The organism is Lentibacter algarum (assembly GCF_018860975.1).
Lineage (GTDB): Bacteria > Pseudomonadota > Alphaproteobacteria > Rhodobacterales > Rhodobacteraceae > Lentibacter > Lentibacter algarum_A.
Window position 1 is genome coordinate 184,143 of the sequence record NZ_JAHKQI010000003.1, and the last position, 16,660, is coordinate 200,802.

Consider the following 16,660-nt stretch of genomic DNA (forward strand, 5'->3'; position numbering starts at 1 on the left):
GCCAAAGCCTTTTAACAAGTTGCCCCTATCGCAGCTCTGGCATAGTTTTCTCTTACTTTGTGCTTTGAGCGTGCGAAGAAAAGAGGTGATTGATGTCTGTTAAAAGAACTTTGCTAATCTCTGCTGCGGCGCTGATGATCGCGACTGCCGGCTCCGCGCAAGACAGCGGCACAAAGCAATATGACGATGGCGGTGTTTATGAAGGCACCTTCAAAGACGGGTTGCAACACGGCACAGGCACTTACCGCCTCCCCAACGGCTATGAGTATTCGGGCGACTGGGTTGAAGGCGAGATCAAAGGCCGCGGCACGGCACGCTTTGCCAATGGCTCGGTCTATGAGGGCGAGTTCGAAAAAGGCAAACCCCACGGCGTCGGCAAGATCGTATTTGCCGACGGTGGCACCTACGAAGGCGCATGGGCGGAGGGCAAGATCACCGGACAGGGCCGCGCCCAATACGCCAACGGCGTGCGTTATGAAGGCGGCTTTGTGAACAAAATGCACCACGGCAACGGGGTGATGACCAGCCCCTCTGGCTATGTCTACGACGGCGCATGGGTCAACCACGCCAAAGAAGGCCAAGGCCGCATCACCTACCCTGACGGCGCAGTGTATGTCGGCCGTGTCAGCAAGGGTGCGCGCTCGGGGCAAGGCAAGTTTACGCGACCCGACGGGCTTGTCTACGAAGGGCTTTGGGCCTCTGATCAGATCGACGGCACCGGCAAGCTGACGCAAGCCAACGGTGATGTCTATGAAGGCGAATTTGCATCCGGCCGACGCGAAGGCACAGGCGAGCTGACATACGCGAACGGCGACACATATGTCGGCACCTTCAAGCGCGACAACCGCGAGGGCCAAGGTGTGTTCACAGGCCAGGACGGTTACCGCTATGAAGGCGATTGGCTTGGGGGCCGCATCGAGGGCAACGGCAAAGTCACTTACCCTGATGGCTCGGTCTACGTCGGCCAGTTCCGCGCCGATCAGCCGGACGGCACTGGCAAGATCACCTATGCTGACGGCTCAACCTATGAAGGCGCATGGAAGGCCGGAGTGATCGAGGGCAACGGCACCGCGCGCTATGCCAACGGCGTCACCTATGAAGGCAGCTTTGTGAACGCCAAAAACGAGGGTTTCGGCATTATGACTTACGCCGACGGCTACCGCTATGAAGGCGAGTGGAAGGCTGGCGAGCGTCACGGCAAAGGCAAGGCAACCTATCCCGATGGCACGGTTTACGAAGGTATGTTTGCCAAAGGTCAGCGTGACGGGAACGGAAAAATCACCATGCCCGACGGCTTCACCTATGAAGGCGCGTGGGCAATGGGCGAGATCTCGGGCGAAGGTGTTGCGACATATGTGAGCGGCGACGTCTACACAGGCAGCTTTGTCAAAGGCAAACGCCAAGGAACCGGCACCATGACCTATGCCACCGGCCAAAGCGAAAGCGGAACATGGACAGGCGGAGTTCTGGCGACCGAGGAAGCGCAAGACGAGGCCACCGACGCAGAGCCAGCAGAAAGCGCAACCGAAGGCAACTAGATGAGCCCGCTCGCGCCTGCTGACTGCCTGCTTGAAGCGCGGCCCTACGAGCCCTTCGTCACCCGTGAAGGCGCGCAATTGGTCTATCATTTGCCTGTCGAAAGCAGCGTTGTTTCAAAGATGTTCAGCTTTGAAATCACCGAAGACGAGTTCGGCGTTTTGGACAACGACGCGCCGCGTTTCTACTTCCTCTTCGCGCTTCTGCACGAGAAGTATCAGTATATGCCCCCCACCGGCGAGACAGGCTACGACAAGCTCTTCCCCCGCGTGCTGCTTGGCTCCGGCCGAGACGTCGAAGCCCTGCTCACCCATGCCGACAAAGCCGCAAACGGCGCAATCGCCGCACATGTCGCCGACCGCTTGGGGGCTGATTTCGACGCTCTGCGCGAAGGTGTGTGGTTTCAGATCTAAACTGCTTTTACCCGTCGCGCCCGGGCTCACGCGGATCACTTGAGAACAGCGCGATCTTGTTGCCTTGCGGGTCGCGCAGGTAGCTCACATAAAAATGCGGCCCGTAACTGGTGCGAAACCCCGGCTGGCCCTCATCCGCCCCACCAGCAGCAAGGGCAGCAGCGTGAAGCGCACGAACCTCAGCTTGATTGCGCGCCTCAAAGGCGATCATAGCACCGTTGCCCGCCGTCGCGGCCTGCCCGTTAAACGTCGGCTTCACATAGAAATCCGGCAGGGTCGCCCTCTGTCCTTCAGGAACCGGAAGCCTATAGCTGAGGCCCTCAGGCCCCTCTTTCAGCCCGTAGTCAAGCGCAGGTAAAAATGCCGAGTAAAACCGCTTAGCGCGCGCAATGTCATCGGCGCCAACGGTGACGTAAGCAATCATGCCGTTACCTCCCGGCTCGTTTCAGCCTCAGTGCATTGCTCACCACAAACACCGAGCTCAGAGCCATAGCCCCTGCCGCCAGCATCGGCGAGAGGAGCCAGCCCGTCAAAGGGTATAACAGCCCCGCCGCCACCGGAATAAGCGCCGCATTATAAGCAAACGCCCAGAACAGGTTCTGCTTGATGTTGCGCATCACCTCACGTGCCAACGTAAGCGCTACGCGAACTCTGGAGGGGTCGCCCTGCACCAGCACCACTTCGGCGCTTTCAATCGCCACGTCCGTCCCCGTGCCGATGGCGATGCCAACATCCGCCGCTGACAGCGCCGGCGCGTCGTTGATGCCGTCGCCAACAAACGCCACCGCGCCACGCTCTTGCAACTTGCGCACTGCGTCTAGCTTGCCCTCCGGCAGCACTTCGGCAAACACCTCGTCAATACCTGCCAGCTCGGCGATATGCTCGGCAGCAGCTTGGCTATCTCCGGTGATCATCACCGTCTTCACACCCATGCCCTGCAACGCCTTCACCGTTTCAACAGCGCTCGGCTTCAGCGCATCTGACACCGCCAAAACCCCCGCAAACTCGCCATCAAGCGCGATGTAAGATACCGACTTTCCCGCCGCCTCCATCGCAGCGCTATCAGTGGCAACCAACTCTACATTGTTCTCGCGCATCAGACGCGCCGTGCCAACCAACAGCTCCCGCCCCTCAACCTGCGCTTTGATCCCAAGCCCCGAGAGCGCCTCAAAGCCGTTCACCTCTGCCGGTTTGCCCTCTGCCGCTGAAGCCGCTGCGACCAAAGCCTGCGCAATCGGGTGTTCACTGCCCTGCTCTGCCGCCGCAACCATCCTCAACAGCGCTGCTTCTTCCTGCCCCTCGGCAACCGCAAAATCCGTCAATTGTGGCTTGCCCTCGGTCAGCGTTCCCGTCTTGTCAAAAGCCACGATCTGCACCTCGGCCAAGCGTTGCAATGCGTCGCCTTTGCGAAACAAAACGCCGAGCTCCGCCGCCCGACCAGAGCCAACCATGATCGACGTCGGCGTTGCCAGCCCCATCGCACAGGGGCAGGCAATTATCAGCACCGACACACCTGCAACCAGCGCTTGTGCGACAGTGCCGCCAAGCAAAAGCCACGCCAGAACCGTCACCGCAGCCAAGCCCATAACCGCAGGCACAAACCACATGGTCACGCGGTCAACCAGCGCTTGAATGGGCAGCTTGGCAGCCTGCGCGTCCTGCACTGTTCGCACAATTCCGGCCAGCACCGTGTCGCCGCCAACGGCCTCGGCGCGCATTTCCAGAACGCCTGCGCCGTTGACGGTGCCGCCTGTCAGAACATCGCCCTCGCGCTTGCGTACGGGCAGCGGCTCCCCCGACAGCATCGCTTCGTCTACATGGCTCGCGCCGCGTAACACAACGCCGTCCACGGCCACACGCTCACCCGGCTTCACCCGCAGGGTGTCACCGACAACAACCTCGCTCAGATCCACCCTCACAAACCCGCCGCGCAGCACCTCAACGCTTGCAGGCGCCAGCTCGACCAGCCGCGCAATCGCCGCGCCAGTGCGCCCTTTGGCCAGCGCCTCCAGGTAACGCCCCGCAAGGATCAAGACGACGATCACCGCCGCGGCCTCAAAGTAAACCGCCCGCGCTCCCGCAGGCAGCAGGCCCGCAAAAAACAGCGCCACAACCGAATAGGCATAAGCCGCCAAAGTGCCAACCGCGACAAGGCTGTTCATCTCTGGCGCACCGCGCATAAGTGCTGGCAGCCCCTGCTGGTAAAACCGTCGTCCGGGGCCGACAAGCACAAGCGTCGTCAGCACGAACTGCAACATCCAGCTGGTGCTCTGGCCGATGGTGGCCTGTATCCAATGATGAAACACCGGCACCAAATGCCCGCCCATCTCGATGACAAACACCGGCAAGGCCAGCACCGCTGCGATCAGCATATCACGCTTCAAACCGCTGGCTTCACGGGTCTGTCGCTCAAGCACGGTCTCGCTTTCGCTTGTCAGTTGCGTCGCCGGATAACCCGCTTTGTCCAGCCGCTCCAACACCGCCTCCAATGCGTCGCTCTCAAAGCTGGCTTCATGGGTGGCGAGGTTCACGCTCACGTCATGTGCGCCCGCCTCGACAATAGCCGCCTCTGCGCGACCAACGCAGCCCGCGCAGCTCATCCCTTCTAGTGACACCCTATATTTTGACAGTCGCATCTTGCTCATTTCTGCACCTCTTGAGTCGCAGATACGCCTTCCAGTTAGGGGAAGGTCAAGGGCTGCAAAGTCATCAATTTCAAAAAAGGGGTTTAACTCACCAAAACCCACGCTATAACTTTGCCCATGAACACCGAGACTCGCACCAAGGCTCAAGCCAAGACCGCCGCGCAAGACACCTTGCCGCTGGCCGTTCTTTGCGGTTTTGCCCTCTCGGCGCTCCTACTCCTTAGCTGCCTCTGAGCGTGCCAGATTGGCGCGTCCGCTCAGAGGGTAAGCCGCGCCGCACACTCAAAACACGCTAAGGACTATCAAAATGCACAGCATTAACCTCGCCGATAAGCTGGCGCTCTTCTCGTCTCACTGGGATCCCAAAGTGATCGCCAGTTACAATGAAAACGACATCATGGTGGTGAAGTTTCAGGGCGAGTTCCCCTATCACCTTCACGAGAGCACCGATGATTTCTTCCTCGTGCTCGAGGGCGAAATGATGATGGACTACGAGGGCGGCGCGCCTGTGAAAGTCAGCGCTGGCGAGGTGCATATCGTGCCGAAAGGCGTCACACACCGGCCCCGCGCCGCTGAAGAAGTCAAAGTCCTTCTGATCGAGCCTAAGGGCGAACCCAATTCAGGCAGTGCCGACCGCGCACCTGCCCCCAAAGACCACATCTGAAAGTAGCAAACATGACACAAGCAATCGACAAATCCCGCGTCCTGATTTTTGACACAACCCTGCGTGACGGCGAGCAATCGCCCGGCGCAACCATGACCCACAACGAGAAGCTCGAGATCGCCATGCTGCTTGACGAGATGGGTGTAGACATCATCGAGGCTGGCTTCCCGATCGCCTCCGAAGGCGATTTTAACGCCGTCAAAGAGATTGCAGAGCGCAGCAAAAACTCCGTGATCTGCGGCCTCGCCCGCGCCAACTTTAAGGACATCGACCGCTGTTTTGAAGCGGTGAAGCATGCCGCACAGCCGCGCATTCACACCTTTATCGGCACGTCCGAGTTGCACCGCGCCATTCCCAATCTGACCATGGATGAGATGGCCGACAAGATCCACGAAACCGTGACTCATGCCCGCAACCTCTGCGACAATGTGCAGTGGTCTCCGATGGACGCCACGCGCACCGAGTGGGACTATCTCTGTCGCACCGTCGAGATCGCGATCAAGGCTGGCGCCACCACGATCAACATCCCCGATACCGTCGGCTACACCGCGCCCGAAGAATCAGCCGATCTGATCAAGCGCCTGATCGAAACCGTACCGGGCGCTGACGAAGTCATCTTCGCAACGCACTGCCACAATGACCTTGGCATGGCGACAGCCAACAGCCTCGCCGCCGTCGCTGGCGGTGCGCGTCAGGTTGAATGCACGATCAACGGCCTCGGCGAGCGCGCAGGTAACACAGCGCTGGAAGAGATCGTCATGGCGATCAAAACGCGGCACGACATCATGCCGTGGCACACCAATGTCGACACCTCCAAGATCATGAACATCTCGCGGCGTGTGGCGACGGTTTCGGGCTTTGCCGTGCAGTTTAACAAAGCCATCGTCGGCAAAAACGCCTTCGCCCACGAGAGCGGCATTCACCAGGACGGGATGCTCAAGAACCGCGAAAACTTCGAGATCATGCGCCCCGAAGACGTGGGCCTCGCTGGCACATCACTGCCGCTGGGCAAACACTCGGGCCGCGCCGCCCTGCGCGACAAACTTGATCAACTGGGGCTGGAGGTTGGCGACAACCAACTCAAAGACCTGTTCGTGCGCTTCAAAGACTTGGCGGATCGCAAGAAAGAGGTGTTTGACGACGACATCATCGCCCTCATGGGGGTTGGCGAAGACAGTGAAGCACATAAGCTCAAGCTGATCACCCTGCGCGTGGTCTGCGGCACAGGTGGCCCGGCCGAGGCGACGCTGGTGATGGACATCGACGGCACCGAGAGCACCGCCATCGAGCGTGGCGACGGGCCGGTTGACGCCGCCTTCAAAGCCATCCGCAAGCTGCACGCCAATACCGCCCGCTTGGAGCTTTACCAAGTCAACGCCGTAACCGAAGGCACCGACGCGCAGGCCACAGTCTCGGTGCGCCTTGAGGAAGACGGCAACATCGCCACAGGCCAGTCAGCCGACACCGACACGGTTGTTGCCTCAGCCAAAGCCTACATCCACGCCCTCAACCGCCTGCTCGTGCGCCGCGGCAAAACCGGTGAAGACATGAAAGAGATCAACTACAAAGATCACTGATCACACCTTCATACACCCCGCACCCATAGAGAGCGCACCCTAAGCTGCGCTCTCTTCCCTCAGACTTTTCCTTTGGCAAAAATACTCAAATCCACCGCCAGCAAAACAACACTTCACTCTCGATTCACACCGAAGTGATTGGCTATTTGCGTCGGATGGCTGCATCAGATTAATATAAGCCAAGCTGCCATTTTATAGACGAGATTCTTAGAGGGGATTCTAAACATGCTCACACGCCGTCATTTCATCATTACATCTGCCGCAATGTTCTCTGGCCCGATCGCGACATCTGTCAGCGCCGCGCCAATCTCGCCGCCGTCGATGTGGGACAAATGGGATGCACAGATCACCCCGGCTGACTATGTACCTGAAACCTCAAACCCCTGGGGCTTTCACCCGCGCTTTTTGCCGCAGATGGTGAAGGCGCACGACGGCCTCACAGTTGGCGATGTTCACGTCGACGCCGTGGCGCGCTATGTCTATCACATCCGCGAAGGCGGCATGGCAATGCGCTATGGTTGTGCCATCGCCAAAGGCAACCTTTATGAGGCGGGCACCTACACCATCAAGGTCAAGAAAAAGTGGCCGACATGGACACCGACGCCCGCGATGATCAAACGAGAGCCGGACCAGTATAAACAATATGAAGACGGCATGAACGCTGGCCCGCGCAACCCGCTCGGCTCACGCGCGCTCTACCTCTTTAGCGGCAACCGCGACACATACCTGCGCATCCACGGCTCGCCAAACCCCCGCTCCATCGGCGGCCGCGCCAGCTCGGGCTGCGTGCGCATGGTCATGGCCCATATCAATGGCCTCTATGACAACGTCGCCAAAGGCTCGACGGCGCATCTGCATCCGGCTTAAGGCAGCAGCCTTGGCCCGTCGCCTGATCACCGCGTCAAAACCAGTGCTGTTTCAAACGCACTGCGCCATGCCACCAGACAGAGGACAGGCTGCTCAACAGTCTTCATCGCATGTGGCTGGTTGCTTTCGTGAAAGGACGTCTGCCCCTCGGCCAGCGTCTCGGTCAGCGTCTCGTCCTCGTGCCCTTTGCGCATAAAACCGCGCTGCCAGAGGAGGCGCCGTAGGCCTCACGCACGGCCTCAAGCAGGGTTTGAAAGCTTGCATCATGGGACGTGATTGCACGATCACGCAGAGTTCAACCGAATTCTTGCAAGTTAGCGACAGAAAACCGCATGTCCCTTGCCGAATCCCTTGCCGAGTTTCGACGAACAAACTTTCCAAAATGCGCACTTAGGCTTTGACATCGGCGGCCAACAACTCCTTCCGATCAGCCCATGAAACACGACGCTGTCATAGCGCGCATTTCAACTCTGGGCCTATCGCGTCTGCGGCGGCGTTTTCAGCCAACAGGCTCAAGCCAAGAGCGCCGAGCCTCAGCTTGCGACAGCCGTGCAGATCGGGTTGCCATTGGCAGTGCGCAGCGGCAGGAACGTCGTCTCGACTGGCCCGACATGCTGATACTCATAGCAGCCGTCTACCGGATTTTTGCGCAGCGCGTCTAAGGGCTGGCCCGGGCCGGCGAGCGCCAGAACTTCCTCTGGCACATTTTTCAGCACCTGTGAGTTCGGGCTGCTCATGCCCTCGAATTCTTCGCAACCGGCAAGCAATACTACCGTCGCGCCCAGCATCATCGTCAACTTGTTCATAAAGTAATCCCCTGTTCTTGCCTAAGACTGAGCGATTTTGCCGCAAGAGGCCAGCGTAAACCCGCTGCTTTTGCATTTAGCAGCTCACAACATGGCACGCGCAACACGCATTCGGCATTATTTGGCGAAAATCCGCGCTTTCCGCGAGGGTATTACGCCTATCAAATCCCGTTTCCCCCTTTCGTCACTGGCAAGGCGGGCTTATATACCGCACAACGAACACGCGAGTCATCTGACGCGCTGAAAACTCTTGGCAGGATCACGCAGACATATGTCGATTTTTGATAGACTCCCCGGCCTCTTCGCTTCTGATATGGCGATCGACCTTGGCACAGCCAATACGCTTGTCTACGTCAAAGGCAGAGGCGTGATTCTGAACGAACCGTCTGTGGTGGCCTATCACGTTAAAGACGGCGTCAAAAAAGTGCTCGCTGTGGGTGAAGACGCAAAGCTCATGCTCGGCCGCACACCAGGCACGATCGAGGCCATCCGCCCGATGCGCGAAGGTGTGATCGCAGACTTCGATGTTGCTGAAGAGATGATCAAACACTTCATCCGCAAGGTTCACAAACGGTCGACGTTTTCCAAACCTAAAGTCATCGTCTGTGTTCCACACGGCGCGACACCGGTTGAAAAGCGTGCGATTCGCCAGTCTGTTCTGGGCGCAGGCGCACGCCGTTGTGGCCTGATAGCCGAGCCGATCGCTGCCGCAATTGGTGCAGGCATGCCGATCACCGATCCGACAGGCAACATGGTTGTCGACATCGGCGGCGGCACAACCGAAGTTGCTGTGCTCTCGCTTGGTGACATCGTTTATGCCCGCTCCGTGCGTGTCGGGGGTGACCGCATGGATGAGGCGATCATCAGCTACCTGCGCCGCCAGCAAAACCTGCTGATCGGTGAAAGCACCGCTGAACGCATCAAAACCAGCATCGGCACGGCGCGTATGCCCGACGACGGACGCGGAACCTCTATTCAGGTGCGTGGCCGTGACTTGCTCACTGGCGTCCCGAAAGAAACCGACATCAGCCAGGCGCAAGTGGCCGAGGCCCTCAGCGAGCCGGTGCAGCAAATCTGCGAAGCGGTGATGACCGCGCTTGAAACCACCCCGCCTGATTTGGCCGCCGACATCGTTGACCGCGGCGTTATGCTCACCGGCGGCGGCGCACTTTTGGGCGAGCTTGACTTGGCCCTGCGTGAGCAAACCGGCCTCGGTGTGAGCATCGCTGACGAAAGCCTGAACTGCGTGGCACTGGGCACCGGCAAGGCGCTGGAGTATGAAGCCCAACTCTCGCATGTAATTGACTACGACAGCTAAAACACCGACCTTAACGCTGTAAGGAAGGCTGATCTTGGCAAACGACGCATTCAAAAGTGAAGAGTTCACAGGCCCGCTCAAGCGGCTGGTGACGGTCGTTCTGGTACTCCTCCTGATCGCGGTGTTTATCCTCTGGAGGATCGACAGCCCGCGTGTCGAGCGCTTCAGAACAGCTGTGGTTGATCGGGTTGTGCCCAACTTTGATTGGGCAATGGCACCGGTGACAGGCACGGCCAACCTGATCAGCGACTTTCAGAGCTATCAAAAAATTTACGAACAAAATCAAGAGCTTCGACGCGAACTTCAGCAAATGAAAAGCTGGAAAGAGGCGGCCTTGCAGCTAGAGCAAGAGAACGCACGCCTGCTTGATCTCAACAATGTGCGCCTTGATCCGCGCCTCACCTACATCACAGGCGTTGTGCTGGCTGACAGTGGCTCGCCCTATCGCCAGTCGGTGTTGATCAACGTCGGCGCGCGCGACGGTATCCTTGATGGGTGGGCCGCGATGGACGGCATCGGACTGGTTGGCCGCATCTCGGGCGTGGGCGGTCGCAGCAGCCGCGTGTTGCTGCTTACCGACGTGGCCAGCCGCGTGCCTGTCAGCATTCAGCCCTCCGGCCAGCACGGGCTGGTGATCGGCGACAACAGCCTCGCTCCACCGATCGACTTCATCGAAAACCGTGACCTCGTGCGCCCCGGTGACCGTGTCGTTACAGCTGGCGACGGTGAGGTTTTCCCCTCTGGCGTGCTGGTCGGGCATATTGCTATTGCTCCGGGCGGGCGTATGCGGGTGCGTCTCGCGGCTGACTACGAGCGCCTCGAGTTCCTGCGCGTTCTGCGCAATTACGGCACCGAGCGCATTGCCGATCCGGGCAAGCTTGTGCTGCCCGCGAGCGTTCTTGGAGCCGAGCGTGATCCGCCGGAAGACCCAACAACCGAGGCCGAAGATGAATGAGAACTCCCTCGTTCGGCTTTGGTTTATGCGTGCGGTGTTTGTCGTTCTGAGCACTTTGGTGATCTTTGCACACCTCGTGCCTCTTCAAACCGCGCCCACGGCTGGGGCCGCACCCGACCTCGTGCTGGCGATGGCTTTCGGCTGGGCGTTGCGGCGGCCCGACTTTGTGCCAACATCTCTGTTTGCCCTCGTGATGCTCTTCGCTGACCTAATGTTCATGCGCCCGCCTGGCTTGTTTGCCGCCCTGTCGTTGCTGGCCCTTGAGGGGCTTAAGTCACGCGCGAGTCGGGTGCGTGACATGCCGTTCAGCGTCGAGTGGTTTGCCGCCGCCGTGGCCATCACCGCCGTCATTGGCCTCTCTCGCATCATTCAGGCCTTGTTTTTGGTGCAATCGCTTGCGCTGAAGGTAGCGCTGATGCAAATCGTGCTCACAATTTTGTGCTACCCTGTTGTTATCGGGGTTTCTTGGTTATTCTTCGGGCTCAAGAAGCCGTCGCTGGGTGAAGTGAACGCCCTTGGCGAGCGTCTCTGAAAGGGTGCAAAATGCGTAAAAGTGCCAGTGAAAAGACCCAGAGCCAAGCGCTCGTCACCCGCCGCAGCTTGCTTGTTGGTGGGCTGCAAGTCGGGCTTGTCGGCGCGCTCGGGGCGCGTATGCATTTCCTGCAAGTGCAGCAAAGTGATCAGTTCCGCTTTCTCGCCGAAGAGAATCGCATCAAAGTCAGCCTGCTGCCGCCTGCGCGCGGCCAGATATTTGACCGCACCGGAAGGGTGCTGGCCGAAAACATCCAGAGCTATCGCATTACCGTCACCCGCGAAGATGCCGGCGATATTGACGAAACCATCGCCAAACTCTCGCAATTGGTCGAGCTTGACCCTGCGCTTCTGGCCGACGCGCTTGAGCAAATGCAAAAGCGGCGCGGCGATGTGCCGATCACGGTTGCCGACAAAGTCAGCTGGGAAGAGCTGTCGCGCGTGGCAGCCAACGCCCCCGCCCTGCCCGGTGTCGAGCCGCAAGTCGCCCTGTCGCGCCACTATACGCTCGGCCCTGATTTCACCCATGTTGTCGGCTATGTCGGCCCCGTGTCCGACTACGACCTTGGCCGCATCGAAGATCCGGATCCGCTCCTGCGTCTGCCACGGTTTCAGATTGGCAAGACCGGCCTTGAAGCGCGGCGCGAAGCCAACCTGCGTGGCAAAGCGGGAACCCAGCGCGTTGAAGTCAACGCCTCGGGCCGCGAAGTCCGCGAGCTTGACCGCGTTGAAGGCACCAAAGGCAGTGACGTGCAGTTGACCATCGACCACAACCTGCAAAACTACGTGCAGGCCCGCATGGGTGATGACAGTGCCGCCGCTGTGGTGATCGACGTTCAAACCGGTGACTTGCTGGCCATCGGCTCGGCACCGGCCTTTGATCCGAACCTGTTTGTCAACGGTATCTCGGTTGCCGACTACAAATCCCTGACCGAAGATGACCACCGCCCGCTTGTTGCCAAGTCGGTGCAAGGCACTTACCCGCCCGGCTCCACTTTCAAGATGGTTACGGCCCTCGCGGCGCTTGAAGCCGGCATTGTCACCGCCGAAGACACCTTCCGCTGTGTCGGGCATCTTGATGTGAGCTCGCAAAAGTTCCACTGCTGGAAGCGCGGCGGCCACGGCAACGTCAACCTGATCCGCTCCCTGCGTGAAAGCTGTGATGTCTACTACTACGAGTTGGCGCTGCAAACCGGCATCGAAAACATCTCGGCTATGGCCCGTCGCCTCGGCCTTGGCGAGCGGCACGACGTGCCTATGTCGGCCGTTGCGTCGGGCCTTGCGCCAACCAAGGACTGGAAGAAGCGCGTCAAAGGTGAAGACTGGGTTTTGGGTGACAGCGTCAACGCCTCGATCGGGCAAGGCTTTGTGCTGGCCTCGCCGCTGCAACTCGCGGTTATGACAGCTCGCATCGCCACAGGCCGCGCCGTCGAGCCACGGCTTATCAAAACCATCGACGGTGAAGAGCAACCCACCGGCGCGGGCGAGCCTTTAGGCCTCAACGAGAACAACCTGAGGCAAATTCGCCGTGGGATGTTTGAAGTGGTGAACCATTCGCGCGGCACGGCACGCGGCTCACGCTCGTTGAGCAAGGAAACCCAGATAGCCGGAAAAACCGGCACATCGCAGGTTATCTCGCGGCGGGTTAAATGTGCCGAGGTTGACTGGAAGCAACGCGACCACGCGCTGTTCGTCAACTTCGCGCCCTACGACAACCCGCGCATCGCGGTTGCCGTTGTCGTCGAACACGGCTGCGGCGGCTCGACGGCGGCAGCACCCATCGCGCGCGACATCACCCTGCAAGCTCTCTACGGCGACGACCCGCCTCTGTCGGAGTATCCTTCAGGACAACGCGGCCGCATTCGCAACCAACAGAAAAAGTTGCGCGCCCTGCGCCCCGAGCCCGCCAGCAAAGGCAGCCGTGCGTGAGCTATCTTGAGTATAACATCAAATTTGTGCCCACCGGCCCGCGCAAGTTTCTCTATCTCAACTGGCCCCTCGCACTGCTTTTGGCGGCTGTGGCCAGTGTCGGCTTTCTGATGCTCTATTCCGTGGCAGGCGGTGACATTTCGCGCTGGGCCGAGCCACAAATGAAGCGCTTCGGAGTTGGTTTCATACTGATGATCTTCGTCGCAATGGTGCCGATCTATTTCTGGCGCAACATCTCGGCAGTGGCCTATGGCGTCTCGCTGATGTTGCTGGTCGCGGTCGAGCTGTTCGGTGACGTTGGCATGGGCGCGCAACGCTGGATCAACCTTGGCTTTATGCGCCTGCAACCTTCCGAACTGATGAAAATCACCCTCGTGATGCTGCTCGCCGCCTACTACGACTGGTTGCCGCTCAAAAAGATATCACACCCGCTCTGGGTCGCGATCCCCGTTGCGCTGATACTTGTTCCCACAGCCCTTGTGCTGCGCCAACCCGATCTGGGAACCGCGATCTTGCTGCTCACGGGCGGCGGCGCGCTGATGTTCATGGCGGGTGTTCACTGGGCTTATTTCCTCGCAGTCATCTCCTCTGGTGTGGGCCTGCTGGTTGCTGTGTTTGAAAGCCGCGGAACCACTTGGCAGCTGCTCAACAACTACCAATACAAACGTATCGACACCTTCCTTGACCCTGCCGCTGATCCGCTCAATGCAGGCTATCACATCACTCAATCCAAAATCGCTCTCGGCTCCGGCGGCTGGACAGGGCGCGGCTTCATGCAAGGCACACAAAGCCGCCTCAACTTCCTGCCCGAAAAGCACACCGACTTTATCTTTACCACCCTCTCCGAGGAGTTCGGCTTTGTCGGCGCGATCACCCTGCTCACGCTCTACGCTCTGATCATCATGTTCTGCATCAGCTCGGCCCTGAGCAACTCCAACCGCTACGGACAGCTCCTGACCCTCGGCATCGCTATGGCCTTCTTTTTGTTCTTCTCGGTCAATATGGCAATGGTCATGGGCCTCATCCCGGTCGTTGGCGTGCCCCTCCCGCTAATATCATACGGCGGCTCTGCGATGCTGGTCTTGATGATCGCCTTTGGCCTCGTCCAAAGCGCGCATGTGCACAAACCGAGGTAACGCTGCATGTTTCTCGTTCGCATCGGCTATTGGGCCGCCTGGCTGCTCATCGCCCTCGGCGCACTGCGCATCTTGCTCGGCAAAGCCCTCGCCGCCAGCGCTGACAGTGACACAGCCACAGCGCGAGACTACTTCAACAACATCGACTTCAACGCCATGATCAGCCGCGGCATGATCATCTTGCTGATTGGCATCTCTATGCTGGCACTGCTCGCTCTTATCAAAAGCCGACTAAACACAAAGGATCGTAACCCATGACACTCAATGCCCTCTACGCTGGCACGCAAAGCCGCTGGTCTGACTACGAACCCGAGCTCAACCGCGCCTTTGCCGAAGCTGGCCTTGATGTGCAACTGTCCTGCGACTTTGCTCCAGAGGTGGTTGATTACATCATCTACTCTCCGAGCTCGTCGGTGAAGGACTTCACCCCCTTCACACGCCTGAAAGCTGTGCTCAATCTAGCTGCCGGTGTTGAAACCATAACAGGTAACAAAACCCTTAAAGTGCCGCTCGCCCGGCTGGTTGACGAGGGCCTCACACAGGGCATGGTCGAGTGGGTTACCGGCCACACGCTGCGCCACCATCTCGGCATGGATGCCCAGATCATCAACCCTGCGCATGACTGGGTTGCCGTCTGCCCGCCGCTGTCGCGCAGCCGCACGGTTACAGTGCTGGGGCTTGGCACGTTGGGCCTCGCCTGCGCCGAGGCGCTGGCAGCTCTTGGCTTTAACGTAGCGGGCTGGTCGCGCTCACCAAAGCAGCACGAAACCATCAAGTGTTACTCCGGCGACGAGGGCCTCAAACAGGCGCTCGCGCACGGCCAGATCTGTGTTCTGCTGCTGCCTTCGACACCTGACACAGCCAATACGCTCAACGCCGAAACGCTGGCGCTGATGCCCAAAGGCAGCTTTGTCATCAACCCTGGCCGCGGCCCTCTGATCGACGACGCAGCCCTGCTCAGCGCGCTGGACACCGGCCAGATCGCCCATGCCACACTTGACGTCTTTCGCATTGAGCCACTGCCCGCCGAGGATCCTTACTGGGCGCACCCGCAGGTTACGGTCACGCCGCACATCGCCTCGGAAACCCGCGCCGAAACATCGGCTGGAGTTGTCGCAGAGAATATCCGCCGCTGCGAGGCAGGTGAGGAACTCCTGCACTTGGTTGATCGCACAGCGGGCTACTAAGTGGGCTACTAAGCGGGCTTCTAAACAGGCTTCTAACAGGGGCTCTAAGCCACAACCGCACGCCGCACCATGTTCCAGTAAACTGTCTCGACTTCGGCCAAGCTCAGCCGCCCGCCGGCCCGAAACCACGTGTTCACGCCCGTGAGCATCGACAGCACCGCAAAGGTAGCCAGGCGCGCGTCATCAAGCGCAAAGTCGCCGCTCTCTATGCCACGCTGCAAGATGCTCTCAAGCTCGTTTTCATAGGTCCGCCGAAGGGCTTCGATTTTGGCAAAGTTGCTATCTTCAAGCGCGCGCAACTCCATATAGGCGATGAACACCTCATCCGGCTTTTCAATGTGAAAGCGGATGTGAAAGCGCACAAAGTTCTCTAGCGCTTTTATCGGCGGCATGTCAGCCACAGCTTCTTCGCGCCGCGCGGTTAGGAGCGCGTCCATGTGCTCGAACATCAACTCGTAAAGCAAGCTCTGCTTGTCTGGTGTGTAGTTGTAAAGCGCTCCAGCCTGCACGCCAACTTCCTTGGCGATCTGGCGCATCGACACTGCAGCAAAGCCGTGCTGCGCAAACAACCCGAGCGCAGCCTTGCGAACTCTGGGGCCTGTGGTTCCGGAATGTGAGCCTTGTGTGCGTGCCATAAGCTAGATTTAACTGAACAAACGTTCAAATCAAAGCCAAACCTTGCACCTTGCCGCCTGCTGGGGCATCAAAAGGCAACACAAAGGTCTTTTGCATGCGCTTGCCCCTCTCCGGTTCCCTACTACTTATCGCCTCGCTCACGGCTTGCGCAACCTTCCCCGAGCTTGACGCAACACTGTCTGATGAGGCCAAGGCCGCAGACTTCCCCACGCTTATGCCCATCAACGAGCTTTCGGCAGCAACACCTGCGCCGCGCATCACCGAGCAAAGCACCGCGGCACTTTCAGGGCGGGTTTCCGCACTCCAGGCCCGCGCTGCGCGCCTGCGTCGTTCTGTGGTCGATGCTGGCACAAAACAGCGGATGCGCACCGGTGTCGCGCCGATTGATCCTGAATAGCAGCGTTCGCAGCGTTAACCACTTTTGGCGCGAGCGAATCCCGAAAAACTGTCTGCACGCATT

18 protein-coding genes are annotated in these 16,660 nt (G+C 59.4%); 13 read left to right on the top strand and 5 right to left on the bottom strand.

Translation table 11 applies throughout. From position 1 onward, the window contains the following. Nucleotides 1-92: 92 nt before the first annotated feature. Together KO498_RS03620 and KO498_RS03625 are read left to right on the top strand one after the other, a co-directional pair. Nucleotides 93-1,538, top strand: a complete 1,446-nt coding sequence (locus tag KO498_RS03620; protein ID WP_215958510.1) for an MORN repeat-containing protein — start codon at nt 93-95, stop codon at nt 1,536-1,538. Continuing rightward, on the top strand, nt 1,539-1,949 hold the full coding sequence (locus tag KO498_RS03625; protein WP_215958511.1) for a hypothetical protein: 411 nt from the start codon (nt 1,539-1,541) through the stop codon (nt 1,947-1,949). A gap of 7 nt (nt 1,950-1,956) precedes the next feature. On the opposite strand, the gene KO498_RS03630 is transcribed toward KO498_RS03625, so the two are convergent. Together KO498_RS03630 and KO498_RS03635 are read right to left on the bottom strand one after the other, a co-directional pair. Then, nucleotides 1,957-2,373, bottom strand: coding sequence for a VOC family protein (locus KO498_RS03630; protein ID WP_215958512.1), 417 nt, complete (start codon nt 2,371-2,373; stop codon nt 1,957-1,959). A gap of 4 nt (nt 2,374-2,377) precedes the next feature. Next, nucleotides 2,378-4,594 carry a heavy metal translocating P-type ATPase gene (locus KO498_RS03635; RefSeq protein ID WP_215958513.1) on the bottom strand — a complete coding sequence of 739 codons (2,217 nt, stop codon included), beginning with the start codon at nt 4,592-4,594 and terminating at the stop codon, nt 2,378-2,380. Nucleotides 4,595-4,901: 307 nt separating this feature from the next. Here KO498_RS03635 and KO498_RS03640 point away from each other — a divergent pair, with 307 nt between their 5' ends. From KO498_RS03640 to KO498_RS03650, 3 genes are all read left to right on the top strand, one after another. Further along, the gene (locus KO498_RS03640) at nt 4,902-5,258 is read left to right on the top strand and encodes a cupin domain-containing protein (RefSeq protein ID WP_215958514.1); all 357 of its coding nucleotides are present in this window, start codon (nt 4,902-4,904) and stop codon (nt 5,256-5,258) included. Nucleotides 5,259-5,269: 11 nt separating this feature from the next. Continuing rightward, entirely contained in the window at nt 5,270-6,835 is a 1,566-nt protein-coding gene (locus tag KO498_RS03645; protein ID WP_215958515.1) for a 2-isopropylmalate synthase, read from the top strand. Between the two features lie 225 nt (nt 6,836-7,060). After that, entirely contained in the window at nt 7,061-7,702 is a 642-nt protein-coding gene (locus KO498_RS03650) for a L,D-transpeptidase (protein ID WP_215958516.1), read from the top strand. A gap of 26 nt (nt 7,703-7,728) precedes the next feature. Here KO498_RS03650 and KO498_RS03655 read toward each other — a convergent pair whose 3' ends face one another. Both KO498_RS03655 and KO498_RS03660 read right to left on the bottom strand, forming a co-directional pair. Beyond that, complete coding sequence (locus tag KO498_RS03655; RefSeq protein ID WP_215958517.1) at nt 7,729-7,896, bottom strand: hypothetical protein; 168 nt, start codon at nt 7,894-7,896, stop codon at nt 7,729-7,731. Nucleotides 7,897-8,235: 339 nt separating this feature from the next. Next, nucleotides 8,236-8,508, bottom strand: a complete 273-nt coding sequence (locus KO498_RS03660; protein WP_215958518.1) for a hypothetical protein — start codon at nt 8,506-8,508, stop codon at nt 8,236-8,238. A gap of 271 nt (nt 8,509-8,779) precedes the next feature. On the opposite strand from KO498_RS03660, the gene KO498_RS03665 reads away from it, so the two are divergent. Genes KO498_RS03665 through KO498_RS03695 form a run of 7 tightly spaced genes read left to right on the top strand, consistent with a single transcriptional unit; the run spans nt 8,780 to nt 15,564 of the window. Then, nucleotides 8,780-9,826, top strand: a complete 1,047-nt coding sequence (locus KO498_RS03665; RefSeq protein WP_215958519.1) for a rod shape-determining protein — start codon at nt 8,780-8,782, stop codon at nt 9,824-9,826. A gap of 34 nt (nt 9,827-9,860) precedes the next feature. Further along, a complete protein-coding gene (gene mreC / locus KO498_RS03670) occupies nt 9,861-10,781 on the top strand; it encodes a rod shape-determining protein MreC (RefSeq protein WP_215958520.1) in 921 nt (306 codons plus the stop codon). Further along, a complete protein-coding gene (locus tag KO498_RS03675; RefSeq protein ID WP_215958521.1) occupies nt 10,774-11,313 on the top strand; it encodes a rod shape-determining protein MreD in 540 nt (179 codons plus the stop codon). The genes mreC and KO498_RS03675 overlap by 8 nt, the downstream gene beginning before the upstream one ends. A gap of 11 nt (nt 11,314-11,324) precedes the next feature. Next, on the top strand, nt 11,325-13,241 hold the full coding sequence (gene mrdA, locus KO498_RS03680) for a penicillin-binding protein 2 (RefSeq protein WP_215958522.1): 1,917 nt from the start codon (nt 11,325-11,327) through the stop codon (nt 13,239-13,241). Further along, nucleotides 13,238-14,377: a rod shape-determining protein RodA gene (gene rodA / locus KO498_RS03685; protein ID WP_215958523.1), complete on the top strand. Its 1,140-nt coding sequence runs from the start codon at nt 13,238-13,240 to the stop codon at nt 14,375-14,377. The genes mrdA and rodA overlap by 4 nt, the downstream gene beginning before the upstream one ends. A 6-nt stretch (nt 14,378-14,383) precedes the next feature. Continuing rightward, complete coding sequence (locus tag KO498_RS03690) at nt 14,384-14,635, top strand: hypothetical protein (protein ID WP_215958524.1); 252 nt, start codon at nt 14,384-14,386, stop codon at nt 14,633-14,635. Continuing rightward, nucleotides 14,632-15,564, top strand: a complete 933-nt coding sequence (locus tag KO498_RS03695; RefSeq protein WP_215958525.1) for a 2-hydroxyacid dehydrogenase — start codon at nt 14,632-14,634, stop codon at nt 15,562-15,564. Before KO498_RS03690 ends, KO498_RS03695 begins: the two co-directional genes overlap by 4 nt. Before the next feature lie 44 nt (nt 15,565-15,608). On the opposite strand, the gene KO498_RS03700 is transcribed toward KO498_RS03695, so the two are convergent. Continuing rightward, on the bottom strand, nt 15,609-16,199 hold the full coding sequence (locus KO498_RS03700) for a TetR/AcrR family transcriptional regulator (RefSeq protein ID WP_215958526.1): 591 nt from the start codon (nt 16,197-16,199) through the stop codon (nt 15,609-15,611). 95 nt (nt 16,200-16,294) lie between these two features. On the opposite strand from KO498_RS03700, the gene KO498_RS03705 reads away from it, so the two are divergent. Further along, nucleotides 16,295-16,597, top strand: coding sequence for a hypothetical protein (locus KO498_RS03705; protein ID WP_215958527.1), 303 nt, complete (start codon nt 16,295-16,297; stop codon nt 16,595-16,597). Nucleotides 16,598-16,660 lie beyond the last annotated feature (63 nt).

What these genes read in the sequence shown, in the direction of transcription:
- KO498_RS03620 (WP_215958510.1), top strand. Translation starts at nt 93, where the DNA reads ATGTCTGTTAAAAGAACTTTGCTAATCTCTGCTGCGGCGCTGATGATC.
- KO498_RS03625 (WP_215958511.1), top strand. Translation starts at nt 1,539, where the DNA reads ATGAGCCCGCTCGCGCCTGCTGACTGCCTGCTTGAAGCGCGGCCCTAC.
- KO498_RS03630 (WP_215958512.1), bottom strand. Translation starts at nt 2,373, where the DNA reads ATGATTGCTTACGTCACCGTTGGCGCCGATGACATTGCGCGCGCTAAG.
- KO498_RS03635 (WP_215958513.1), bottom strand. Translation starts at nt 4,594, where the DNA reads ATGAGCAAGATGCGACTGTCAAAATATAGGGTGTCACTAGAAGGGATG.
- KO498_RS03640 (WP_215958514.1), top strand. Translation starts at nt 4,902, where the DNA reads ATGCACAGCATTAACCTCGCCGATAAGCTGGCGCTCTTCTCGTCTCAC.
- KO498_RS03645 (WP_215958515.1), top strand. Translation starts at nt 5,270, where the DNA reads ATGACACAAGCAATCGACAAATCCCGCGTCCTGATTTTTGACACAACC.
- KO498_RS03650 (WP_215958516.1), top strand. Translation starts at nt 7,061, where the DNA reads ATGCTCACACGCCGTCATTTCATCATTACATCTGCCGCAATGTTCTCT.
- KO498_RS03655 (WP_215958517.1), bottom strand. Translation starts at nt 7,896, where the DNA reads ATGCGCAAAGGGCACGAGGACGAGACGCTGACCGAGACGCTGGCCGAG.
- KO498_RS03660 (WP_215958518.1), bottom strand. Translation starts at nt 8,508, where the DNA reads ATGAACAAGTTGACGATGATGCTGGGCGCGACGGTAGTATTGCTTGCC.
- KO498_RS03665 (WP_215958519.1), top strand. Translation starts at nt 8,780, where the DNA reads ATGTCGATTTTTGATAGACTCCCCGGCCTCTTCGCTTCTGATATGGCG.
- KO498_RS03675 (WP_215958521.1), top strand. Translation starts at nt 10,774, where the DNA reads ATGAATGAGAACTCCCTCGTTCGGCTTTGGTTTATGCGTGCGGTGTTT.
- mrdA (WP_215958522.1), top strand. Translation starts at nt 11,325, where the DNA reads ATGCGTAAAAGTGCCAGTGAAAAGACCCAGAGCCAAGCGCTCGTCACC.
- KO498_RS03690 (WP_215958524.1), top strand. Translation starts at nt 14,384, where the DNA reads ATGTTTCTCGTTCGCATCGGCTATTGGGCCGCCTGGCTGCTCATCGCC.
- KO498_RS03695 (WP_215958525.1), top strand. Translation starts at nt 14,632, where the DNA reads ATGACACTCAATGCCCTCTACGCTGGCACGCAAAGCCGCTGGTCTGAC.
- KO498_RS03700 (WP_215958526.1), bottom strand. Translation starts at nt 16,199, where the DNA reads ATGGCACGCACACAAGGCTCACATTCCGGAACCACAGGCCCCAGAGTT.
- KO498_RS03705 (WP_215958527.1), top strand. Translation starts at nt 16,295, where the DNA reads ATGCGCTTGCCCCTCTCCGGTTCCCTACTACTTATCGCCTCGCTCACG.